General features: G+C 41.4%; 14 protein-coding genes and 2 pseudogenes. 1 reads left to right on the forward strand and 15 read right to left on the reverse strand.

The annotated features are described in order from the left end of the window. Positions 1-85: 85 nt before the first annotated feature. The 5 genes and pseudogenes from ACZ8ZH_RS10280 to ACZ8ZH_RS10300 all read right to left on the reverse strand — a co-directional run bounded on the left by ACZ8ZH_RS10280 (position 86) and on the right by ACZ8ZH_RS10300 (position 10,480). A pseudogene (locus tag ACZ8ZH_RS10280) lies at positions 86-1,272 on the reverse strand (beta-barrel domain-containing protein). After that, positions 1,269-3,404 carry a type I secretion system permease/ATPase gene (locus tag ACZ8ZH_RS10285; protein WP_119063804.1) on the reverse strand — a complete coding sequence of 712 codons (2,136 nt, stop codon included), beginning with the start codon at positions 3,402-3,404 and terminating at the stop codon, positions 1,269-1,271. Before ACZ8ZH_RS10285 ends, ACZ8ZH_RS10280 begins: the two are co-directional and overlap by 4 nt. Continuing rightward, the gene (locus ACZ8ZH_RS10290) at positions 3,401-5,017 is read right to left on the reverse strand and encodes a TolC family protein (protein ID WP_119063803.1); all 1,617 of its coding nucleotides are present in this window, start codon (positions 5,015-5,017) and stop codon (positions 3,401-3,403) included. The genes ACZ8ZH_RS10285 and ACZ8ZH_RS10290 overlap by 4 nt, the downstream gene beginning before the upstream one ends. Then, the gene (locus ACZ8ZH_RS10295) at positions 5,014-6,099 is read right to left on the reverse strand and encodes a tetratricopeptide repeat-containing glycosyltransferase (protein ID WP_119063802.1); all 1,086 of its coding nucleotides are present in this window, start codon (positions 6,097-6,099) and stop codon (positions 5,014-5,016) included. The genes ACZ8ZH_RS10290 and ACZ8ZH_RS10295 overlap by 4 nt, the downstream gene beginning before the upstream one ends. 91 nt (positions 6,100-6,190) lie before the next feature. Beyond that, positions 6,191-10,480 carry a beta strand repeat-containing protein gene (locus ACZ8ZH_RS10300; RefSeq protein WP_470247676.1) on the reverse strand — a complete coding sequence of 1,430 codons (4,290 nt, stop codon included), beginning with the start codon at positions 10,478-10,480 and terminating at the stop codon, positions 6,191-6,193. 115 nt (positions 10,481-10,595) lie between these two features. Here ACZ8ZH_RS10300 and ACZ8ZH_RS10305 point away from each other — a divergent pair, with 115 nt between their 5' ends. After that, entirely contained in the window at positions 10,596-11,624 is a 1,029-nt protein-coding gene (locus ACZ8ZH_RS10305; protein ID WP_086197162.1) for an IS701 family transposase, read from the forward strand. Positions 11,625-11,637: 13 nt separating this feature from the next. Here the strand turns inward: ACZ8ZH_RS10305 and ACZ8ZH_RS10310 are convergent, their stop codons facing one another. The 10 genes and pseudogenes from ACZ8ZH_RS10310 to ACZ8ZH_RS10355 all read right to left on the reverse strand — a co-directional run bounded on the left by ACZ8ZH_RS10310 (position 11,638) and on the right by ACZ8ZH_RS10355 (position 24,584). Beyond that, positions 11,638-14,754, reverse strand: a complete 3,117-nt coding sequence (locus tag ACZ8ZH_RS10310; RefSeq protein WP_470247677.1) for a BapA/Bap/LapF family prefix-like domain-containing protein — start codon at positions 14,752-14,754, stop codon at positions 11,638-11,640. Positions 14,755-15,500: 746 nt separating this feature from the next. Beyond that, a pseudogene (locus ACZ8ZH_RS10315) lies at positions 15,501-16,676 on the reverse strand (cysteine desulfurase family protein). A gap of 185 nt (positions 16,677-16,861) precedes the next feature. Further along, positions 16,862-17,650: an amino acid ABC transporter ATP-binding protein gene (locus tag ACZ8ZH_RS10320; protein WP_119063593.1), complete on the reverse strand. Its 789-nt coding sequence runs from the start codon at positions 17,648-17,650 to the stop codon at positions 16,862-16,864. Continuing rightward, entirely contained in the window at positions 17,640-18,557 is a 918-nt protein-coding gene (locus ACZ8ZH_RS10325) for an amino acid ABC transporter permease (protein WP_119063594.1), read from the reverse strand. The genes ACZ8ZH_RS10320 and ACZ8ZH_RS10325 overlap by 11 nt, the downstream gene beginning before the upstream one ends. Beyond that, positions 18,554-19,102 (reverse strand): GNAT family N-acetyltransferase, encoded by a 549-nt coding sequence (locus ACZ8ZH_RS10330; RefSeq protein WP_086209386.1) that lies wholly within the window; start codon positions 19,100-19,102, stop codon positions 18,554-18,556. Before ACZ8ZH_RS10330 ends, ACZ8ZH_RS10325 begins: the two co-directional genes overlap by 4 nt. A gap of 9 nt (positions 19,103-19,111) precedes the next feature. Then, on the reverse strand, positions 19,112-20,080 hold the full coding sequence (locus tag ACZ8ZH_RS10335) for an ABC transporter substrate-binding protein (RefSeq protein WP_119063595.1): 969 nt from the start codon (positions 20,078-20,080) through the stop codon (positions 19,112-19,114). A 1-nt stretch (position 20,081) separates the two neighbouring features. Further along, positions 20,082-21,083, reverse strand: a complete 1,002-nt coding sequence (locus ACZ8ZH_RS10340) for an ABC transporter substrate-binding protein (RefSeq protein ID WP_119063596.1) — start codon at positions 21,081-21,083, stop codon at positions 20,082-20,084. Next, on the reverse strand, positions 21,070-22,413 hold the full coding sequence (locus ACZ8ZH_RS10345; protein WP_119063597.1) for an LLM class flavin-dependent oxidoreductase: 1,344 nt from the start codon (positions 22,411-22,413) through the stop codon (positions 21,070-21,072). Before ACZ8ZH_RS10345 ends, ACZ8ZH_RS10340 begins: the two co-directional genes overlap by 14 nt. 1 nt (position 22,414) lies before the next feature. Further along, positions 22,415-23,566 (reverse strand): amidohydrolase, encoded by a 1,152-nt coding sequence (locus ACZ8ZH_RS10350; protein ID WP_119063598.1) that lies wholly within the window; start codon positions 23,564-23,566, stop codon positions 22,415-22,417. A 13-nt stretch (positions 23,567-23,579) separates the two neighbouring features. Continuing rightward, complete coding sequence (locus ACZ8ZH_RS10355) at positions 23,580-24,584, reverse strand: MsnO8 family LLM class oxidoreductase (RefSeq protein ID WP_086209391.1); 1,005 nt, start codon at positions 24,582-24,584, stop codon at positions 23,580-23,582. Between the last annotated feature and the right edge of the window lie 72 nt (positions 24,585-24,656).

Genomic DNA, 24,656 nt, shown 5'->3' on the forward strand with positions numbered 1-24,656 from the left:
CCTTAAAACCCGTAACTTAATAAAAAAGCCAACGATGACATTACATGCGTTGGCTTTTTTATTGTTTCAAAACAGTGGATGGATATTAGCGTTCACGCAGTGCTTCTTTGGCTTTGTTAAACGGTTTAATTAAATAGTCCAGCACCGTCTTGTGCCCTGTTTTAATATCTACGACTGCCACCATACCTGGTGTAATGTTAAATTGTTTACCCTGCTTATTGATGAGTTTGTCTGAATCTGTACGGATATAAGCACGATAATAGAACTGATCTTGTTTAACTTCATCTCTTAATGTATCGGGTGAAATGACCGTCACTTTCCCATGTAAACCGCCATAGATTGAATAATCATAGGCTGTCACTTTCACCAAAGCTTCTTGGTCAGGTCGAATAAAAGCAATATCGCGTGGCGATATACGGGCCTCAATTAAAAGCTGTTCATCTAAAGGAACGATGGTCATCAATTTTCCATTTTGTGGAATGACTCCACCAATGGTCATGACATCAATTTCTTTGACAATGCCCCGTACAGGTGTCTTGAATACAGTACGCTGCAAGGTATCCGTTTTGCCTTTAATCACCTGTGCTTGAGTTTCAATATCAATATTGGCTTTGGCCAATTCTTCCCGTGCTTTGACATAATATTGATTGCGAATATCGTTCATCTGATTTCGAAGGTCATTGGCCTCTCGTTTCAAACGAAGTACCTCAACTTCGCTGGCTGCCCCTTTTGCAACAAGGGGTTCTGTCATCGCAAGCTCCTGTTCCACTAAAACCAAAGCCTGACTTAAGCCAGATATCGAATCATTTAAATTCGAACGGCGAGATTGATATAATGCAGTTTCTTCACTGACTAGCTTCGGAATTTTTAATACATCTTCAGAGAACACCAAGGGGGTAGAATTGACCTCCGCACGAAGTCGTGCCGCTGTCGCTTTTGACGCAATTAAGAGCGACTCTGACTCACCTACATTTGAAGCAAAACGAGTCGGGTCCAACTGTGCTAAGATTTGCCCTTGCTTGACAATTTCCCCTTCACTGACATACAGCTTGGTTAATATGCCACCTTCTAAAGATTGAATCGACTGTTCTTTAGAAGATGGAATCACTTTGCCTGTACCCGTAGAGACTTCTTCTAATTCAAAAACCATGCCCAAGCCAGCAAAACGAGCAATCCAATACAAATCATCCAGATGAACTTGCTAACACTCGGCAAAGGCGGTTGAAAGTTGAGAGCAGAAACGCTTTTTTTAGTAGACTCCGTTTGACTCATGACTTCAGCACCTCAGCAGTTTTTTGTTGTTTTGATTGATTTAGAATCTGATCTCGCGGTCCATCCATCACGATCTTTCCATCATTCACCACAATAATCCGATCAACAAGTTCTAAGACCGCACGACGATGCGTCGCGATAATCATGGTTTTTGGTCTTAGCCATTGCTTCAAATGATCAATTAATTGTTTTTCTGTGACTTCATCTAAAAATGATGTTGGTTCATCAAGCAATAAAATATTCGGCTGACAAATTAATAAGCGCGCCATTAACAAAGCTTGACGTTGTCCACCTGAAAACCCAGTACCACCTTCTAAAATTTGAAAGTCGAGTCCTTCTTTCTTGGCTTGGATAAAATCGAATGCGCCTGTAATTTTTAAGACATTTAAAATTTCTTGATCACTGGCCAAGGGTGCACCCAGCGTCAAATTCTCTCTCACTGTACCAAAAAAGAGATGTGCATTTTGATTGAGCAACCCCATATCCCGTCTTACATCAGCAGGATCAATCAGCCTTAATTCAAGCCCATCAAGTTTAATTTTGCCTTGTGTAGGTTCTTGCATTCCGGATAACAATTGCAGAAGGGTCGATTTACCTGCACCATTTCGTCCAAGAATTGCAATCTTTTCACCAGGTATTATAACGAGTTGAGAAATATATAAATTGGTTTTTTCATCTCCATCACTGTATTTAAAACTGACATCTGTTAACTCATAGTTACCATTAATCACAGGACGATGAATTAAATGCACCCGATCAGGTTGATCGACCGAGCGTTTCATCAATTCATCTAGACCTGTTTTTGCAACTTTTGCCTGTTGGAAACGGCCAAGTACACCTGTAATTTGAGCTATAGGTCCAAGCATGCGGGAAGACAGCATTGAACACGCCACTAGTGCCCCTGTGGTCATTTCACCTTTCATCACAGCAAAACAACCTACTAAGACGACAACTGCAAAGGTCAACCCTTGAATCTTCTGTGTCCATGCATTCAAAACACCTACCAACTTTCTCTGACGCATAGAAATATCCGCAGAAATTTCATTCATTCGGTTCCATTGATTTTGAAACCTAGACTCAGCTCTCAATAGTTTAATGTCTTCAATGCCCTGTACCACTTCAACGAGCATGGCATTACGAATCGCACCCTCACGCATACCTTCTTTAGCCAGTTCTGCTAAAGGCTTTTGAATCAGCAGACCTGGTAAAATCATCAGGGGGACAACCACAAGCATGACCCAAAACAGATTGCCGCCAATGAGCCAAAAAATAACTAAGAACATTAAGAAGAAAGGTAAGTCGGCAATTGCTGAAATGGTGGTTGAGGTGACTAGTTCACGAACCCCTTCTAATTCTCTAATTTGAGAAATAAATGTCCCAGTAGATTTTGAACGTTCTTTATTTTTAATGCGTAAAGCATGACCAAATACCCGATCCGATATTTTTAAATCTGCTCTTTTACCGATAATGTCCGATAAAAGAACCCGTGCAACGCGTATCGAAAACTCAAAAATTGCGGCAATTAATACTCCACCTGCCAGTACCCACAACGTTGGGATTGACTGTGCAGGAATAACACGGTCATAGACATTCATAGAAAATACAACGGTTGCTAATGCAAGGATATTTGCCATTAATGAGGCAAACATAATGTCGATATAACGTTTCCAGTCCTGTAATACAATGCCCCAAAACCAACTGGCTTCATAAGGCTTGATATATTCATCAACACGGACATCACTCACCGATTTTTCAGGTCTAATGATATAAACAAAGCGAATATGTTCTTGTAGTTTAGTAATGGTATAGGTTTGTGTAAGCCCTTCGTCAGCACTGAACTGGATGCTGATATTGCCATCTGAATCTGCTTTTTCAATTACTGCAACTTGTCCATCTGATAACTCGACAACGACAGGTAACAACCATGGGTTGAGTAAATCTTGACTGAATGGCACTTGACGTAAACTCATCCCCAGTTGACGGGTTATGAGTGTCAGGGTCTCCGCGATAGAATCACTCTGATTCCAGTTCAGTTGCAAACGCAGTTGTTCTTCTGATGTTTCGATACGATAGTGCTTTGCAATACGAAGCACTGCTTTTAGCCATGGTTGGTAATTCAATGAACTGCTCATGACACCACCTCAAGCCCCTGAATAGGCGTATTATTTAACTGATAAACCGCTCTACTACGTCCAGTAATTTCAATGTATCGAATCAGTGCTGTATAAATATCATAGCGCGCAGCCTCAATTTCCTGAGCTGCACCATGTATTGCTTGTTCTGCATTGAGCAAGTCAATAACAGTTCGTGTTCCTAATTTATATTGTTCTTGATAGAGTTCTTTGGTTCGTTTTGTAGTTTCACGTCGTTGAGCAAGAACCACCATTTGCTTTTGCTTACTTTCTACTTCTGTCTGAATCAAACGAGTTTGATCAAGCACATCTAAATAAACGGTGCTCACTTGCGCTTTAGCTGCTTCTTCTGCATAGCTGGCAGCGCGGTTTCTCGCACTAATCGCGCCCCCTTGGAAAAAGGTGCTTGAAGCTTCAAGCATGATTGAATTATAAAAACCATCATCTTCGTTATTATTGGGATTGCGCCCATTTACCGCCTGACTCAGGCTGCCTTTAATATTTAATGTTGGATAGATATTTAATTTGGTTTGTTGCTTCTGAAATTTCGCAATCTGAACCGCTGTTTGCGCTGCCATCATTTTGGAAACGTTATTAAAATCAATTTCTTCGTATAACCCTGCTTTTTCAACTAAAAAACTTGGCATATTTACATTTACATTTGAAACGTCGTAGCCCAATAAAGTTCTTAGTTTTTGTTGGTATTGATGTAATTGAGCCTCCTGAACCACTTTAGTCGATTGTGCGGCTTCTAAATTTGATTGCGCCTGTATTGGGTCTGCTTGACTGCTGATACCTGCTTGTGCGCGTAACCTCGCAATTTCGGCGATACGACCAATACCGCTGATTTGCTGATCGGCAATTTTTACGAGCTCTTCATAGCGTTTGATATTCACAATCGCGTTGGCGACCTGATGTGAAATATCATCTATTTCAAGCAATAACTGCGCCTGATCTTGCATCAGTTTCGCTTGCTCTACCGTCACTGCACTTTTTACTTTTCCGAAGTCATACAACATTTGTGTCGCTGAAATACTAAAAACTTGTCGGCCACGCTCTCCCGTCGTAAAGTCGCCAGTATTGAATCCTCCTGAAATTTGAGGAAAATACTGTGATTTGACGGTATCAATATTTGCTTGCTGCTGAGCAACTTCTGCGATGCCTTGAGTAATTTCAGGGCGACGTTGCAATGCCTGCCGAATCGCATCTAAAAAATCCAGTTGGCTTCTTTTTGTTACAGCGACAGACCTTACACGACTACTTGGTATGTCAGTCGTCACTGCATCGCTTATTTTTGGTAACTCTTGGGCTGACGATGTATTACTAAATAACCGATTAAAATCATTAATTTTAATCGTATTGGCTCGATCATCAGGTTTAGGCTGCCATATTTGGCTGATTTTACTTTTAACAGGAGATGATTGCTCTGTATTGGCACTTGCGAATGTCGCGGAAAACAATAAAGCTAAACTTAAATATAAAGATAAGTGCCAAAGACCAAATCTCTTAAACATATAAACATAATGTGTTCTTTTTTCGGCAATAGATCCTTTGTTCTTTAAAATAATTGATTCAGAGTTTGATCCAGAGCGAATCATGTCCTTTTTTTTCATTGATAGAATTTCTCATTTGCCAACATGCGCACTTGCTGTGTTTTCGGATACTTTTTTTCTGTTAGCAATTTCTGCATAGCCTCCAACCCTTGTTTTTTATATGTTTTACAATAGGTTGCTGCGACAGCCAATTCATCTAATGCGCGCCATTCATAGACACTAGCATCAACAAATAAACCATCAGTTGGTACAGGGATGTCAATTGCCTGAACTGCAAAATAGCAAGCTAGATCAAAATCTTTTTTTAATCGGTGAAAACGAGCTAACTCGTAAAGTGGTTCTGCACGATGTTGCTTTGCAAGCCAACTCTTTAAATATTCACGATGTACAACTCCCTCATCCAAACCCAAACGATCAGCCATTTGTGCTGCACGGAACTGTGCCATCCAACGCTCTTCTTCCCAACCCTCTGCTGCTGCTCGTTTTAAATAGAACTCTCGACTCTTTTCAAGCATCCCAGCATCACGATAACTTTGAGCAAGATAAAAAACGTAGCGCAAATTATCTGGTTCATCTTTTAAACCCTGCTCAAGTAGTACAATGTCCTTTAAATAAGTGTCCTTGGTCTGTGCACGAGCACCGTCATGCTGAACAAAAATATTAAGTCCTTCTAATGTTTGCCAACGATGGAGTTGCTCAGAATGAAGATATTCATGTAATACACCTTTCCAACTCCACTCTAGAGCTGTAGAAATCATGGCATTGCGTCGATAACGCAATGCTCCATAAATCACAGGAAAATAATAGGCTCTCGCCGTAAGTGCAGGTAAAACAAAATCTTCAGCGGCTTGCAGTTGTTCATCCGCATCAATAAATAAAAGATAGTCCGCACTAGAAAGGTCTTCAGATACGGCAAGTTGTAGTGCCTCTGTACGGTTGTACCCAAAATTTTTCCAAGGCCGTTCATATAACTGCCCAGGAATGTCTTTTAAATAATCTTGAATAATCTCCTGCGTGCCATCTGTCGATCCTGTATCTACAATGCACCATGAATCTATCCAAGGTCTAACCGACGCCAAACATCTTAAGATGACATGCGCCTCATTTTTCACAATCATATTTAGGCGTATATGCTTTTTCATTTTTTACTTATATCCAATTCATCAAATACATAGAGAAGAGATGCTTTGTGTTTAAGCCCACAAAGCATCCTTTTTATTCATTTCCTGCTATTTAGAAAATGATTTGATTATTGTCTAACAGTGTTTTGAGTTGATCTTCGGCAGTTGCACCTAAAGAACTAGCCGTAATATTTTCTAGCACCAACAGGTCTGATTTGACAGTAAAGTTCGTTCCACTACCATCACGGTCAATTGCAATCACTGCATGTCCATTCACATCAGTTGTAACAGAAATGTAGTTTCCTATATTCGTCGCAGTCTGATGACCATCGAGCAATGCAGAGACATCAATTTTATCTGCCCCTAAACCGACCGTAAAATCAGTCCAAGTGTCAGTGCCATTACCACCTCTAGCATCTAAATTATCTAGAAGTTCATATAGCGCTGTGTCATTACCCGTTCCACCAGTGAGTCTGTCATTGCCTGACCCTCCGATCAGCAAGTCATTCCCTGCGCCACCAATGAGCGTGTCATTTCCATCACCGCCACGTAACAGATCATTACCAGCACCACCCGTTAATGTGTCATTCCCAGCATAGCCATATAAACGTACACCTTCTGTTGCCGCAGAATGGTTTAGATTGTCAGTGACATTGGAACCTTCGAAGATAAATTCATCGCCATTGCTGAAACTATCGAGCAAGTTCACATCAATTAAGCTACCGCCACTTGCTGATGAGGAGGCTCCTTGACTATCAATGGCAGTCATTGAAACCGAGTCGAGAACATTCGCAGTCAACAAATTACCTGTGAGCAATGTGCCATCTTCCGCTCTCATTTCAACAGCGGCTAAAAGCTCATTGATGGCTAAATTACTGATTGTTCCACCATCTAGCGCAGTAATAATCAACGTATTGCTATAGCCGAGTAGATTGAGTAAACCACCATCTGTCACTAAGGTCACTTTCAAACCTAGCTCAGCAGCCAACTCTGCACTTACAGTAAAGTAAGCGCGTGTTAAGCCAACATTGACTACAGGTTGATAAACCAATTCAACGCGTTGTAAGTTATTGTTTACATCGACAACCGAATAAGCTTGGCGACTTAGATCAAGTAGACCTAATGCATCTACACCGATTAGACCTAAGAGCGTAGATACTTCTAGGCTAATCTCTGGGGCTACATTATTTGAATCAAAGTCTGGTTGATACTTATTGGCATCCTCTAAACTGCCAACGGTTATGTCCACACTATGCGTATCGGTGTCTCCATCGCCATCTTTGACTTCAATGTCGATATTCAGGTGATCATCAGCTTTGATTGCATCATAGGTGCCTTGGTCAAGGGTCTGCTCACCGATAACTAATTTTCCAGATTTGAGCAAGTATGAAATGATTTCTTCTTGGCTGGCGAATTGTCCAACAAAGCCTGTTACGCCATTTAGAACAATAATTTGATCTACACCACTTACAAGATTACCTGTCGTACTGATATGGATTTCTGTATGACCTGAAACCTCAATAAACGAAACATACTTTCCAATGTTGACTGAGTTTGTACCTACGCGGTCTGCTAAAGGTAGCAAGCTTGATAGATCAAGAGCGTCTCCGCCTTGAGCAACAGATCGAATATCAAAGTCTGTGATCGTATCCCGTGCAGGTGTAGCTATAGTGCCCTGATCTCCAGACTCCCACTTAAAGACATCACGACCTAAGCCACCTGTGAGAATATCGTCACCCTTACCACCAATAATAATGTCGTTACCTGCACCAGCATTAATCGTATCAATTCCAGCACCCCCACGAATAATGTCAGCAAAGTTACTACCAGTGATGGTGTCGTTACCATCTAAACCATAAATGCGGACAGAATCAGTAGCTCCACTTTGATTTATTATGTTTGCACCTACCGTACCAGTAATAATAGCTCCTTTAGATTCATTATTCGAACCTAATAGTCCACCCAATACATCCGCACTAATTAAATTGCTATGAGTTGAAGTATCTGTAGCGTTACTACTATCAGTTGCTTTAATTGTAAAAGTTGGGGCCACACCAGTTTGTGCTAAACCACCCAAAGCGCTTGTCGCAACGTTAACAGATCCCAATAACTCATTAAACTTTTGAGCAGCGGCTTCGGGGTCACTAGTAGTAATTGTAAGGGTTTGTCCATAAATATACCCACTACCATTTGGATTTGGGATAAAAGTTGCATTTGCAGAACTCTTCGTTACAGTTAAACCCAGTTCTGTCGCTAGTATGGTTGAATAATCCAAAGAATATTGACTCAGACCCAAAGCAGAAGTCAACGAACCTAGTACACTTCCTGCATAGTTTAAAACTGCGGTTATGCCTAATGTATTCAATAGACCTGAAAGAATTCCACCAATAACAGGAATACCAGCAACTGCATTACTTATTACGGCTGACCCTAATTCAGTTGTAATTGATATTTCAACAGTTTTTAGATTTTCATTAGTATCACTTACACTAAACATTTGAGATTTCGATAAATCAACAATACCCAATACATTTGCATCAACGACGCCTAACAATCCGCCGCTAGAATTGATTGTGGCCTCAGGTGCTTCATTGACTGCAAGACCTTGACCAGTTACTTCCACTGTGTAATTTCCAGTGTCCAGATTCACTGTAACCGTTTCACCACGAGCTGTGGTAACAACCAAGGATGTCCCTGAACTATCTGATACAGTATGTGAGGCAACAACACCTGAGTTACCAAAGCCATTAGGCGTTGTCACTGTCGTACCATCATAAGTAAAGTCAACACCTTCAATGGTGACTTTACTTACATGTGCTCCATCTGCATCACCACCAAAGGTTTCAACTGCTGAACCACGATAAGTTTGCGGTATACTGATATCTAGCGTTTCTGAACCTTGAGTTATTTGTTGTGTTAAATTTGCAGTCTTATCTGTAGCTGCAACAGGAACACCATCAACTACTTCTAGTTTCAGTACATCATGCGCAGCACCAGCATCTAGAACTGGAATAGTAATCGTAATTTTGTCTGTACCGACTAAATGGTGGTCAAGGCTATGATTCTGAACAATCGTATAGTCACCATTATTATTAATGCTAATACTTAGAACAATATCAGTACCCGCTTTTGCAACAAATGGATTTGCTAGAGTTCCTGTTCCACTCCATGTCAAAGCAACGCCACCCACCATCAGTGATACTGGATTACCATTTCCATCAACTGCTGTTACTGGAGCTGCGGTATTGTCCATAGCTAGGCTTGTACCTGTTTTAACAGTACTACCTGTAACTGGTGGATTTACACCAACTCCTGCAAGTATGGAGTCATTCAGCACTGCTGGAATGTCTAAGGTATAGGCTGCATCATCGACTGCTGGCACTGATGTATTACCTGCTGCATCTATAAATACTGCCTCTACATTTACGCTACCTGCACCATCTGCAAATTGACTGCCTGAGATCGTTGCTGTCCATGTCCCTGTCAATGGGTTTACATTCGCCTGATAATCTTGCCCATTCACCGTTACCGTGATTACGGTTGTTAAAACACCATTAGGTATAGTCACTGTACCTGTAACAGTAATGTTGCCACTTGCTTCACTTGCATCTACTACATCATTGCCAGCGATTGGTGTATTAATTGACACTAAACCACCTATCGGTGCAACAGTATCAATCTCAAAACTCAATGATGGTGATTGAGCAGTAACATTATTATTACTATCAGAAACCGTATATGTAATTACATAATTTGCATCACCCCAAGCAAGCGAAGGTGTATAACTCCATTTACCATCTGCTTGCACAATAATAGGGGTTCCTGCTCCAGTCACCGCTGTACCATTGACATAAAGCGTTATGATTTCTCCTGGCAGACGCCCACTACCTGTAATTTCTGGACGATTATCATTGGTCACTGAACCATTAGAAATATTGCCTATATGCAATGGAATATCGTCAATAGCAATTGGAGCCAATGTAGGAGAATCAGGTGGTAAAGCATCAACGATGATGGAATCTGATATACGATCTACATTGCTCCATTCATCTATAGCTGTAACCTCAATCGGGTTTTGGCCTTCCCTTACCGATACATTGACATTTAACGTTTTATTGTTCACTTCCGCTACATTCAGAATATATTTGTCACCATTTACGACAACAATATCTCCAACTTTAGCATCAGTGCCTAAAGTAATTTTTATAGGGGTATAGTTTTTGCCATTTATTTCAATGGCGTTGAGCGTACCATCTACATTCGTATCACTAGTAAACGCAATAGACTCCACAATATTGCGCGCAGCACCATCAACTTGAATATCTTTCGATGTATTGTCTAAGGAAACGCCTGTGCCTGTTGAAATGTCAACTTGTAAGGTTTCCTTTTGTCCTTGAGTCACAGGCACATCATTAAAATCTACATAGCCATTGCTTATATCTGCAGCAATTACTATATGGTTAGGACTTACGCATTGACGGATTCAAAAAAGTATTAAAATACTTTATAAAGTATCTGTGATCAGACGAATTAAACATGCTTCTACAGCAACTTGTACATTACCCATTTATATGGGCTTTCTCATGACAGAACCGAACTCTATTAGCTGCACACAACTTGCCGAGACTTATAATATCTCGCATGATAGTGTAAATCGCTTTCTAGAGCGTGAAGACTACACACCTCACGACCTATATCAAGAATCAATTCAACATATTGATAATAATAAACTTATAGTCAGTATTGATGATACTGTTTTAGATAAACCATATAGTCAACATATGGACTTGGTTAGCTATTTTTGGTCAGGCAAACACCACCGATCCGTCAAGGGTATTAATCTCATTACCTTGTATGCGACAGATCGAAATGGTCAAAATATTCCAATTAATTTCCGAATTTATGACAAATCTGAAAGTAAAACCAAGAATGATTACTTTATGGATATGTTAAGTGAAGTACTCAGTTGGGGTGCAAAGATTCAATTTATTACAGGTGATAGTTGGTATTCATCGACTGGAAATCTAAAAACCATAAGAAAATATGGTATTCGATTTATGTTTGGTATCGACTGTAACCGTAAGGTTTCCCCAGAAAAAGGACAATGGTTTCAACTGCGCTTATTGCCAGATTTCCATCAGGGTCAAGTGATCTGGCTCAAAGATTTTGGCTTTGTACAATTATTTAAGACTCAGTTAAAAGAACAGCAGAGGTTTTATATTGTGCATCAAGATGAAGATGATTTATTGTCCTTTGAAGGTTTTCATGAATTACATTCAAGTCATTGGAAAATAGAGCAATATCACCGGGTGATTAAACAGGTTTGTCATATTGAAAAGTTTCAAGTAAGACGATCTAAACTGATTTTGAATCATATTTTTTCAGCCTTGATGGCCTACGTTGAGATACAAAAGAACCAGTTTGAGCGGATCTTTGAAAATATATATCGTTGGCAGAAGAAATTATTTAGACCAATTATCAAAAACTTCATTGATGACTTTATTCTCGATAAAAATCATCTGCTACCACAGAGAATCTATAAGTAATAGTGCGTAAGTCCTAATGGTTTATACCATCCAAAGTAACAACATCACCGACTCGAACATCTGCACCAAGCTGTACACGTACATCTATATTGCCACCTGCTGCACTAAGTTCGCTGTTATCAATAATGTTATTTCCATTAGTGTCACTAATAACATTGACATCACCAATGTATTTACCGTCTAACACTTCAAAGAATTTGAAGTCAATGTCTGTTTGCCCTTTAGGATTGAAAGCATCTACCCGTATGAAATTCAGTCCATCGACGACAGGTACAAGAACCGTTATTAATTGCGCATTGACATCTTGCTGAGTCAGTATATGAGGTGTTCCATTTACAACAATGGTATCACCCTCTTTTGCATCTGTACCCAAAGCAATAGTGACTGTATTTGGTGAGTCTCGAAGTTCACCCTGACTCAACTTACCATTTAAATCAACATCTGAGTTTAAAGTAATACCCGTAATCAGATTAGCCGCTCCACTTACGCCAGTAGAACCCGCTTCACCTGTACTACCCGTGGCTCCAGTTGCTCCCGTTGCGCCAGTAGAACCTGCTTCACCTGTACCACCCGTGGCTCCAGTTGCTCCCGTTGCGCCAGTAGAACCTGCTTCACCTGTACTACCCGTGGCTCCAGTTGCACCCGTTGCGCCAGTAGAACCTGCTTCACCTGTACCACCCGTGGCTCCAGTTGCACCCGTTGCGCCAGTAGAACCTGCTTCACCTGTACCACCCGTGGCTCCAGTTGCACCCGTTGCGCCAGTAGAACCTGCTTCACCTGTACTACCCGTGGCTCCAGTTGCTCCCGTTGCGCCAGTAGAACCTGCTTCACCTGTACTACCCGTGGCTCCAGTTGCACCCGTTGCGCCAGTAGAACCTGCTTCACCTGTACCACCCGTGGCTCCAGTTGCACCCGTTGCGCCAGTAGAACCTGCTTCACCTGTACTACCCGTGGCTCCAGTTGCTCCCGTTGCGCCAGTAGAACCTGCTTCACCTGTACCACCCGTGGCTCCAGTTGCACCCGTTGCGCCAGTAGAACCTGCTTCACCTGTACTACCCGTGGCTCCAGTTGCACCCGTTGCGCCAGTAGAACCTGCTTCACCTGTACTACCCGTGGCTCCAGTTGCTCCCGTTGCGCCAGTAGAACCTGCTTCACCTGCAGCGCCCGTTGCTCCTGTCGCACCATCCGCGCCTTTGAGGTAATCAATCAGGTCGTTAATGTCTGAACCCGATGGTAATTCACCTGCTTCGATCAACAATTCTAGGGCTGATTTGCCATCTGCACCTGCAGCGCCCGTTGCTCCTGTCGCACCATCCGCGCCTTTGAGGTAATCAATCAGATCATTAATGTCTGAACCCGATGGTAATTCACCTGCTTCGATCAACAATTCTAGGGCTGATTTGCCATCTGCACCTGCAGCGCCCGTTGCTCCTGTCGCACCATCCGCGCCTTTGAGGTAATCAATCAGGTCGTTAATGTCTGAACCCGATGGTAATTCACCTGCTTCGATCAACAATTCTAGGGCTGATTTGCCATCTGCACCTGCAGCGCCCGTTGCTCCTGTCGCACCATCCGCGCCTTTGAGGTAATCAATCAGATCATTAATGTCTGAACCCGATGGTAATTCACCTGCTTCGATCAACAATTCTAGGGCTGATTTGCCATCTGCACCTGCAGCGCCCGTTGCTCCTGTCGCACCATCCGCGCCTTTGAGGTAATCAATCAGGTCGTTAATGTCTGAACCCGATGGTAATTCACCTGCTTCGATCAACAATTCTAGGGCTGATTTGCCATCTGCACCTGCAACGCCCGTTGCTCCTGTCGCACCATCCGCGCCTTTGAGGTAATCAATCAGATCATTAATGTCTGAACCCGATGGTAATTCACCTGCTTCGATCAACAATTCTAGGGCTGATTTGCCATCTGCACCTGCAGCGCCCGTTGCTCCTGTCGCACCATCCGCGCCTTTGAGGTAATCAATCAGGTCGTTAATGTCTGAACCCGATGGTAATTCACCTGCTTCGATCAACAATTCTAGGGCTGATTTGCCATCTGCACCTGCAGCGCCCGTTGCTCCTGTCGCACCATCCGCGCCTTTGAGGTAATCAATCAGGTCGTTAATGTCTGAACCCGATGGTAATTCACCTGCTTCGATCAACAATTCTAGGGCTGATTTGCCATCTGCACCTGCAGCGCCCGTTGCTCCTGTCGCACCATCCGCGCCTTTGAGGTAATCAATCAGGTCGTTAATGTCTGAACCCGATGGTAATTCACCTGCTTCGATCAACAATTCTAGGGCTGATTTGCCATCTGCACCTGCAGCGCCCGTTGCTCCTGTCGCACCATCCGCGCCTTTGAGGTAATCAATCAGGTCGTTAATGTCTGAACCCGATGGTAATTCACCTGCTTCGATCAACAATTCTAGGGCTGATTTGCCATCTGCACCTGCAGCGCCCGTTGCTCCTGTCGCACCATCCGCGCCTTTGAGGTAATCAATCAGGTCGTTAATGTCTGAACCTGGCGGTAATTTACCCTCATCTATCAAAAGCTCTAAAAGTGATTTGCCATCTGCACCCGTGGCACCGGTACCGCCTGTAGCACCATTTTCACCAGTAGCACCCGTTGCGCCAGTAGATCCAGTGGCACCATTTTCGCCTGTGGTACCCGTTTCACCTGTAGCACCTTTAGAACCAGAACCTGAATCATCATCTGAATCATTTGCTGCCCAAGCTATCATGCCTCCCGCAGCTAATGGAATGGCAATCCACGCTAATGCAGACATTCCATTATCATCGTAAAGTAAAGGTTCAATATCACTTAAAGTTGAATATGTTGCATTTATAGCATCACCATTAGCAACAAAATCTACCCATACTAAGGCATTACTACCTTCTAAAACTAAACTATTATCCGATGTGAAAAAACCAACAATTGTTATAACCTCTCCATTATTTAAAATAACCTTGAGATCATTCCCTTCTTTTGAGAAACTCTTTACATTATCTTTATTCAGTTGGAGCTTGACTACTGAGGGATTCCCTTTTAATAACTGAACTTTGTTTGATTCTCCCATATTAGCTACAGCTTCTTTATGAGATTCCTTGCCTACTATTGAAACTTGAATAACCATACAAATAACCCTCTGAAATGATATTGATTTGTTATTTCCACTCAAGAATAAAAAACGTTTTTTTGTCTTATTTAAAATTAGATGACTTTCAGCTACTCACAATCTGTACATTCTTATGGTTCATTAAATAAAAAATGAGTATTAAAAGTAAATTCCTTCTTCACTCAATGGTTTTACACTAGTTTATTATTCTTTAAAATACACATGTATAAACTAACTCATGTCTCAAAAAAATTATTAAGTTTTTTTTAAATATTCTTTAAAATTTTTTAAATTCATATATTAAATTAATGTTAATTAAAATTTTTTACCTATAAAAAACAATTATATATGAATTTAAAATATTTCTTGAAAAGTGAAATAATCTATTTTATAAATTATTTACATGGAAAATAAAATTGTTTTTTTATGTAACATAAAGAATAAAAAAGCACATTTTTTATATGGTTTTTTTTGAGAACAAAATCACATTAATATATATTTAATGCATTTAAAAACACAATGTATCTCTCACCAAGATTTACCCATTAACAAAACCAAAAAATCAGTATTTTGATATTCCACATACTTTTTTATTTTAGATAACTGTACATTCAATCTTTAAATTAAATTAAAAAAATTTATCTTTTCCGAATAAAAATTACTTATACAAAATTTATATATCATCTTTATCAGTTAAAAAAACTAGAGAGAATTTTACTAATAAACTCTAGCTTTTTAGTTCCAATAGATCATACTTTGAAGAGCTAAACAAAAGATAACTGGGGTGTTACCTTATCTTCCTTTAAAACTATTTCAAGCTGGCTCAATAATGCTTCTATATGCTCTTGTGTGGTATATATTCCAAAACTAAAGCGCACCGTATATTCAGCCAGTTCCTCATTCAGTCCTAAAGCATTTAATACATGAGACTGAGTTGCATGATGTGAATTACAGGCCGATCCACTCGAAACCGCAGCAATCTGTTTAACCGCTGAAAAAATAGAATTGGCCTGCTCACCAAAAAAACTGACATTCAAATAATTGGCAACATGTTTGTTCGGATGACCATTAAGTTTCACAGGAGTTAAAGCCTGTAAACTCGTTAAAAATTGATTCCTTAATTTTTGAATACGTTGTTGTTCTTAAACTAAGTTTATTTTAGCCAGTCTACAGGCTTCCCCCATCCCAACAATTTGATGTGTCGCTAAAGTTCCTGAACGCAAACCCTGTTCATGCCCACCGCCATGAATTTGAGTCTTGATTTGTTTTTGAATGCCTTGACGCACATAGAGCGCACCAATGCCTTTGGGGCCATATATTTTGTGGGCGGATAGGCTGAGTAAATCAATATGCATCGCATGAACATCAATCTCTGTTTTTCCTGCAGCTTGTGCCGCATCAACATGAAATAAAATTTGATGCTGATGCGCCAATAGTCCAATGGCTTGAATATCAGTTAATGTACCAATTTCGTTATTGACCATCATCAGCGAAATTAAAACCGTATTGGGTTGAATAGCCTGTTCCACCTGTTCTGAGTGAATCACGCCTGTACCTAATTCAGGTTGTAAATAAGTCACCTGAAAACCGAGGTTTTCGAGGTCTGCACAGGTATCCAAAACGGCTTTATGTTCTATTTTGCTGGTAATAATGTGTTTATTTTGATTTTTATAACGATCTAAAGTTCCTTTGATCGCGAGGTTATTTGACTCTGTTGCACCAGAAGTCCAAATAATTTCTTGCGGATTGGCATGAATTAAATCAGCCACATGCTGCCTAGATGTGGCGATATGTTTTGCAGCATCCCAACCATAATGATGCGATTGTGAAGCAGGATTTCCAAAATCACCTTCTACAGACAAACATCGAATCATTGCTTGAGAGATTTCAGGGAGAATAGGTGTTGTTGCTGCATAATCCAAATAAATTAATCTGCTCATTTTAATCACTATTAAAAATAAATTTAGAATGATTATAAAGGATGAAATTTATTCTATTTATATGGATTTAATCATACCTTATCAACAATATTAAGCTTATAAAAAAAATCGTCAGCTCTAACATTCACTAACGATTTTAATATAGAAAATTACCTGATTTATATTTAAAAAAATAAGATTTAAAATTATAAAACCCGAGACAAGAAGTTTTGAGTACGCTCCTCTTTGGGATGCTCCAGAACCTGTTGAACGCTACCTTGTTCAACTATTCTCCCCTGATCCATAAACACCACATGGTCGGCAACTTCTCGTGCAAAAGCAATTTCATGCGTTACAATTACCATGGTTTTACCTAATTTCGCCAAGCTTTTGATTACATTCAAGACCTCTCCTACCAACTCAGGATCCAAGGCGGACGTTGGCTCATCAAATAAGATCACTTTGGGGTCTAATGCTAAAGCTCTGGCAATCGCAACACGCTGCTGCTGACCACCAGAAAGTTGTTTGGGCCATGCTTCAACTTTATCTCTTAGCCCCACTAAACCCAATAATTGATTGGCTTTTAAAATGGCTTGATCTTTACTGAGTTTTTTATGGGCCAATGGTGCTTCAATAATATTTTGCAAAACATTTAAATGTGGAAATAAATTAAAATTCTGAAACACATAACCGACAGATTTACGCTGTTTTAAAATATCTCGTTCTTTTAACTCATAAAGTTTATCACCTTTTTTACGATAGCCGATAAACTCATCATCAATTTGAATAAATCCTGCATCCACACGTTCTAAATGATTTATCGTTCGTAATAACGTTGATTTACCTGACCCTGAAGGACCAATAATTACCGTGACAGAGCCCGCAGGAATATCAAGGCTAATATCGTGTAATGCCGCATGTCCTGCATAGTTTTTAAATACATGGCTCACTTGAATATGACCATTTGCAGGAGATGTTGCTTGATTAATGATCATAACTAGCTCCTATACGCGGTTGAGTCGTGTGTGGCTGCGTTTTCTTGAAAAAAGCAAAACTATTAATGGCTGATTTCCGCTCGCCTTTTGCCAATATTTTTTCGATATACCATTGGACGATGGAAAAAACACTGGTGACGATGACATACCAAACGGCAGCAACCATCAACAATGGAATCACTTCTTGGTTACGGTTATAGATCATTTGTACGGTGTAAAAGAGTTCAGGCATTGCTAAAACATACACAATTGATGTGCCTTTAGATAAACCGACACATTCGTTGATAATCGCTGGAATGATACTGCGAATAGATTGCGGTAAAATAATACGTGTTGTACGACGCCACCATGACAAACCCAACGCCGCTGCTGCTTCAAATTGACCATGATCGACCGACAAAATCCCACCACGGATGACTTCCGCGGTATAAGCGCTTTGTACAATCACCAAACCGACTAAAGCCGTTGAAAATTGATCCAATGCATTAATGGTTTTAAACTGGGCAAAGACCGTGTCGGTAAACGGTACACCGACATTAATATATTCATATAAATAAGAAAAGTTATAGAGAATAATCAATACCAACAGCAGTGGTAATGATCTGAACATCCAGATATACACCCATGCCAATGAGCGAATTAACCATGAGGAAGACAGTCTCATCATGGCTACAATGGTGCCCAAAATTAAACTAAACACGATTGACCAAAAGGTCAGTTTCAGAGTCATCAACAAACCCTGAAGAATCGCAGGGTCAAAGAACCACTGTCTAAAAACAGGCCATCCCCAGTTTTTGTTGGAAAAAATCGACTCAGCAACCACTGCAATAATTAATATCGAAAATGCGACGCCAATGTAACGTAGCGGATGACGCGCTGGAACGATTTTATAGTGCTCTAAACTCATGCGACCTCCTTTTGCAGTAAGGTCTTTCTAAAAGGAAGCCCACCGTGTAAAGGTGCGCCAATATAGCGATCAAAATTAAAATCTGGGGTGAGTTCAAACTGCGGTTCATAGCCTAGACTCAAATACAATTTCACGGCTGGAATTTGTTTAAACCCTGTGGTAAGAAAAATCTTGCTATACCCCGCAGCAAGCGCACTTCGTTCCAGCTCTTTGACTATTTTTGCAGCCAGCCCTTGTTTACGTAAGTTTTGATGTGACCAAATCCGTTTCAGCTCTGCGGTTTCTGCGTCATAGCGTTTATAGGCACCCATTGCAATCACTTCATCATCACGTTTCAGTACCACAAACAATCCATGTGGCGGTAAAAAATCTTCCGCCCCTTCATAGCGTTCCCGATGTGTGGCTTTTTTACGTTCATCAATGACTTGAGCATCTTGACGTGAAAAAAAATCACCATAAATTTCTTCATATTCAGCAAATAACTGATCCAGTAAAGGCTGTGCTTCAGGCACATCAACAGGCATTTGGATAAATTTTTCTTGCATAATGACCTCTTATTTATCCTGAATCAGTGGGTTAATCACTGATTGTGGAATTCCTTCATTTTGTAAATTCCAACGTGATAGGGCTTGGGTATATGTCCCATTCGCAATGACCCCGTTTATAGATGATTGAACAGCATTCACTAAGCCTGTACCCTTTTTCACAGCAACAGCAACCGACCACGTCCCATCTAATGCGCCCACGGCTTTAATATTGGCACCATTGGCTTGTTGCCATACACCCATTACATTGGGAATGAGGTAGGCATCGACACGGCCAGATTGCAATGCCAAAGCCGCAGCTGCACCATCTTCCAAATAAATGGGCTGTGCTGGGTTCAACCCTTTTTGTCGATTGTTTTCAATCCAGTTCAACAGTAGCCGTTCTTGATTGGTGCCAGAACCAACCACAATTTTGAGTCCAGCAATATCATCAGGCATTCTAATTGCTTGGATTTTGCTATCTTTGGTCACATAAAAAGCCAACATATCCTGACGATAGGTTGCAAAATCGTATTTCTGCTTACGTTGTTCTGTGACCGCAATATTACTGAATACAGCATCGAATTTTCCCGATGCCAAACCAAGTGGCCAGTTTTCCCACGAGGTTGGAATCACTCGGAGCTTGAGACCTAAACTGTCGGCAATTAACTGTGCAATATCAATTTCACTACCTATACGGGTCTGGTTATCTTCGGCCAGAACATGGAGGGGTGGAAAACTGTTGGTTCCCACAGCAACAGTAAAATAACCCTCATTTACAAACTTAAAACCTTGAGGCAATTGAGCAATTGCCTCTAGATTTTTAGTCGTATGAATAGCCACCGTGTTATTTCTTAAAGTCTGTTGCTCTTTTTCCGAAAAAGCAGTTTTCAAATGATTTTCTTGCACATGAGTTGCTGTCTCATTGTTATAGCAACCCATCACACTTAAAGTCGCCAGTGTCAGACCAAAAGCCACCGCTGTCTGGGCGTTATACATTTTAGTCTCCCAGTCCTGGCGGGTTAATGACAGAATGTTGAATCGCTTCTGCCTGTGCTCCCCACCGTTCTAAGACTTTTTGATATTCTCCCGTTTGAATTACCCCGTTTAAAGCCGTCTGTACCGCATCAACCAAACCACTGCCTTTTTTGAGTGTGACACCCAATTCGGCAGATCGTGTTCCTCCCCCAAGTGCTGTCCCTGCCAAACGGATTTTTGCACCATTTGCCGCTTGCCATGCATAGGCAACATTAGGACCAAATAAAGCATCAACTCGCCCAGACTGGAGCGCCAAACTTGCAGATGCACCATCATCGTAATAAAGAGCCTGCCCTGGTGGCAGCCCTTTCTTTTTATTGTCCTCAATCCAGTCCAGCAGTACTTTTTCCTGATTGGTACCAGAACCAACGATCACTTTTAAACCAGAAATATCATCAGGGCCTTTGATCGTTTTAACTTTACTTTTCTCTGCGACGTAAAAAGCCAATACATCTTGGCGATAAGTCGCAAAATCAAATTTCTCTTTACGTTCTTTGGTCACGGTGACATTGGCAATGGCAGCATCATATTTGCCACTAATCACCCCGAGTGGCCAGTCCTCCCAAGACGTTCGAACTAATTTGAGCTTTAAACCCAAACTGTCTGCAATCAAACGGGCAATATCAATTTCAGTACCAATATATGTTTGATTATCAGGCCCCAATACACTTAAAGGTGGCGCTCCTGAAATAGCCGCAACGGTAAAATAACCCGTATTTACAAACTTAAAATCTTTTGGAATTTTTTGACTGGCTTCCGCATTGTGAGCAACATGAATCGGCGTCATATTCTCTTTCAACTTTGCAAGCTCACGGCTATAAAAATCGGTTTTATCAGCCGATTTTGTAGACTCGGCTGTTGAGCTGACCGTTTGTGTAGATGCCTGTTCTTTACCACATCCAACCAGAGAAATGCCTAGAAACAGTGCCAAAGCAATCGTCAAAGGTGTTTTATTCAACCGCATGAATCTGTTCCTTTTCTGATCGTTCAAATTGATTTTCTGGTCGCTTTAAACCAAAACTAGAGCGTAAAGTGGTCCCTGGATATTCGGTACGATATAGCCCGCGCTGTTGTAGCAATGGCACAACTTTTTCGATGAAGGTATCTAAAGTTTTAGGGGTTGCACCCGCAATAATGAAGCCATCTGTCGCCTCTTCTTTTACCCACAGTTCTAACTGATCTGCGACTTCTTCTACCGTTCCAGCAAAAGGTGGACGTGGTGTGGCAGATTGAAGTGCGACCTGACGTAGGGTTAAATTCTTTGCTTTGGCTTTGCGTTTAATTTCATCAGTACCACTTTTGAAGCTGTTTTCACCCAGTGTGCCTAGTTCTGGAAATGGTGCATCGAGTTCATACTGAGAAAAATCATGGTGTTCAAAGAAGCGCCCCAAATAATTCAGTGCGTCCTCTATCGTCACCAAAGCAGCAGTTTCAAGATATTGACGCTCTACGTCCTCAGCAGAATCTCCAATCAAGACTCCAATGCCTTGGAAAATCAGCAAATCATCTGCGTCACGACCATTCTTAATCACTTGTTGTTTCACATCTAAGTAAAATGCTTGTGCTTCTTCCAAAGAGGCTTGATGGGTAAAAATCGCATCGGCATGTTTCGCGGCTAATGCACGACCTGCACCTGATGCCCCTGCTTGGAATAGAATCGGGCGGTCTTGTGGCGAACGCTCTACATTGAGTGGCCCTGCCACTTCAAAATGTTTACCTTTATGATTCAAGGTATGTAATTTACTGCGTTCAAAGAATTGCCCTGTTCCTTTATTGCGAACGAAAGCACCCTCACCCCACGAGTCCCAAAGCCCTTTGGCCACTTGCAAATATTCATCTGCAATTTCATAACGTTGACTGTGCTCAGGATGCTGTTTGCGGGTATGATTTTTTGCAGTACCTTCAAGTGGTGTCGTTACGACATTCCATCCCGCACGTCCGCCACTTAAATGATCCAGACTGGCAAACTGACGCGCAATGGTAAACGGCTCGCTATACGAGGTCGACACCGTACCCACCAAACCAATATTTTGCGTCACACTGGCTAGGGCTGAAAGCAACGTAATCGGTTCAAAACGATTCAGAAAATGAGGAATTGATTTTTCATTGATATATAGACCATCAGCCACAAAGACAAAATCAAACTTTGCCTGTTCTGCCTGAAGCGCTACATTTTTGGCAAATTCAAAATTAATACTAGCATCGACCACCGCTTCAGGATGGCGCCATGCAGACATATTTCCGTTTGCACCGTGTAAGATAGTTCCAAGGCGAATTTGTTTGTTATTACTCATGTTAGACCTCTGCATGTTTATGAATAGACTCAAGTGCTTGTGTTGCTAAGGCAGCAAAGTACTGAGCAGCTGGATAAATTAAAGATTCATTGGGTTGATATTGTGGGTGGTGCAAACCGAAGTGACTGGCACTGCCGATACTGACAAATGCACCGGGGATCTGTTCTAAATAGGCGCCAAAATCTTCGCCGATCAAATAAAGCGGCGCCTCTTGCACCTCATAACCTTGCGCATGTGCAACGCTTTGACTCAGTTCAGCCCATGTTGCAGTGTTGATTAATGCAGCGGGGCCATTGTCCCAATCCACAGCAATCTCAACTGAATGAGCAAGTGCAAGACCTTGTGCAATTTGTTTAAGTTTTTGTTCAACGGCTAGGCGAACCTCTGGAGAATGGGTTCGTACCGTGCCCTCCAAGTGCGCTTCTTCTGGCAAGATGTTCCAACTGGTGCCTGCATGCACTTGGGTGATACTGACCACACAGGTATCCAAATTATTTATGCTGCGACTGGCAATGGTTTGCGCTGCACTAATCAACTGTGCCGCGACAACGATTGGATCTTTGGTTTCATGCGGACGCCCTGCATGACCGCCCTTGCCTTTAATCACAATTTTGAAGCGGTCAACGTTGGCATAAAATGCACCAGCACGTGTCGCAAAAGTGCCTAGAGGCAACTCAGGGACATTATGAAAACCGAAAATGGCGGATACATCTTCCAAGGCGCCACTATTGATTACCTCATAAGCACCACTATAGGTTTCTTCAGCGGGCTGAAAAATAACGCGCACCGTACCTTTTAGTTCAGACACTTGCGCTTGAAGTAAAATCGCAGCGCCTAAAATGGTCGAGCTATGTAAATCATGTCCGCAGGCATGCATGATCCCATCATGAGTCGAACGAAAGTCTTGTTCGATTTCCTCATGAATGGGTAAAGCGTCGATGTCTGCTCGAATAGCGACAATTGGATGACCCGTGCCAATATCCGCAATCAGTCCCGTTTTTAAACCCCAAGTTGAGGTTTCAATGCCATATTCAGACAACCATTGTTTTAACTTATCGGTGGTTCGAAACTCTTGCCCAGATAATTCTGGATGACGATGTAATTCATGTCTCCAACGGAGCAACTGCTGTTCCAGTAATGATCTATTTGGCATCAATTTCCCCAACTCAGGCTGCAAGCACAGCATGCTGTGCCAGTAAAGTTAGAGATTTCAGACGTGTTGCATGATCCAACAGTGGCGATTCCACAATAAATTCATGGATACCAAATTGTTGATGCAAAGCATGTAATTGCTGATGAACATCATCGACCGTCCCTTTGATAATATTCAGTTGCTCTTTTTTAAGGCTTTTAATTGCAGATTGAGCTTGTCTCGAAAACTCTTGCCCGCTTTGTTCATTCGGTATCTTTACGCGTTGACCATTCTCAAGCTCCAACGTCCAAACAGATAGTCCTGCTGCCAGTTCTTCCGCTTGATCGCGGCTATCTGCCACAATAATTTGTGCAGCAACAATCGCCTTTTTCCCAGAGGAGTAGCTTGAGTAAGTTTGCAAAGCATCTTGAAGCAAGTTGGCATCGCCATTCAAATGCGCAGCAAATACGAAATTCCAGCCTAAATCTGCTGCAAGTCGAGCACTTTCAATGCTCGCACCCAATAAGAACTTTTCTGCAAGTTGCTGAGGTGCTGGTGTTGCAGCAACCTGATCAGGCTGATTTCGATCTAACTTTGCATGTAAATAATGATCTAATGCTTGTAACTGCGCCTTAAAGTCGCCCTTTTGTGTCTGATCTAAACCAAGCTGTAATGCTTGAGTTGAAACAGGAAAACCACCAGGTGCTTTGCCTACACCCAAGTCCACGCGGTTATGCGCAAGACTGGCCAAAACATTAAAATTTTCCGCAACTTTATAAGGACTGTAGTGCTGCAACATCACCCCACCCGAGCCAATTCGAATACTTTTAGTCTGTGCCAACAACCATGCAATCAAGATTTCAGGTGATGGACTAGATAACAAAGCCGTGGAATGGTGCTCAGCAACCCAATAACGATAGAAACCTAACGCTTCTGCTGTTTGAGCAATTTGCAATGCATTTTTAAATGACTGTTCCGCACTGATGCCTTCAGCTTTTGGGCATTTATCCAGTATGCTTAATTTATAACTCAGCCCCATTTTCTATTTTCCAGAAGATTTAAAGTTGGAACCTATTAAACAAATTTACGGTTTGAAAATTAAATATTAAAT

The sequence above is a fragment of the Acinetobacter sp. SW-226 genome, from assembly GCF_055632855.1.

Bases quoted from the DNA above. Each gene is read 5' to 3' on its own strand.
- ACZ8ZH_RS10285 (WP_119063804.1), bottom strand. From the start codon at position 3,404: ATGAGCAGTTCATTGAATTACCAACCATGGCTAAAAGCAGTGCTTCGT.
- ACZ8ZH_RS10290 (WP_119063803.1), bottom strand. From the start codon at position 5,017: ATGAAAAAAAAGGACATGATTCGCTCTGGATCAAACTCTGAATCAATT.
- ACZ8ZH_RS10295 (WP_119063802.1), bottom strand. From the start codon at position 6,099: ATGAAAAAGCATATACGCCTAAATATGATTGTGAAAAATGAGGCGCAT.
- ACZ8ZH_RS10310 (WP_470247677.1), bottom strand. From the start codon at position 14,754: ATGGTTATTCAAGTTTCAATAGTAGGCAAGGAATCTCATAAAGAAGCT.
- ACZ8ZH_RS10320 (WP_119063593.1), bottom strand. From the start codon at position 17,650: ATGATCATTAATCAAGCAACATCTCCTGCAAATGGTCATATTCAAGTG.
- ACZ8ZH_RS10325 (WP_119063594.1), bottom strand. From the start codon at position 18,557: ATGAGTTTAGAGCACTATAAAATCGTTCCAGCGCGTCATCCGCTACGT.
- ACZ8ZH_RS10330 (WP_086209386.1), bottom strand. From the start codon at position 19,102: ATGCAAGAAAAATTTATCCAAATGCCTGTTGATGTGCCTGAAGCACAG.
- ACZ8ZH_RS10335 (WP_119063595.1), bottom strand. From the start codon at position 20,080: ATGTATAACGCCCAGACAGCGGTGGCTTTTGGTCTGACACTGGCGACT.
- ACZ8ZH_RS10340 (WP_119063596.1), bottom strand. From the start codon at position 21,083: ATGCGGTTGAATAAAACACCTTTGACGATTGCTTTGGCACTGTTTCTA.
- ACZ8ZH_RS10345 (WP_119063597.1), bottom strand. From the start codon at position 22,413: ATGAGTAATAACAAACAAATTCGCCTTGGAACTATCTTACACGGTGCA.
- ACZ8ZH_RS10350 (WP_119063598.1), bottom strand. From the start codon at position 23,566: ATGCCAAATAGATCATTACTGGAACAGCAGTTGCTCCGTTGGAGACAT.
- ACZ8ZH_RS10355 (WP_086209391.1), bottom strand. From the start codon at position 24,584: ATGGGGCTGAGTTATAAATTAAGCATACTGGATAAATGCCCAAAAGCT.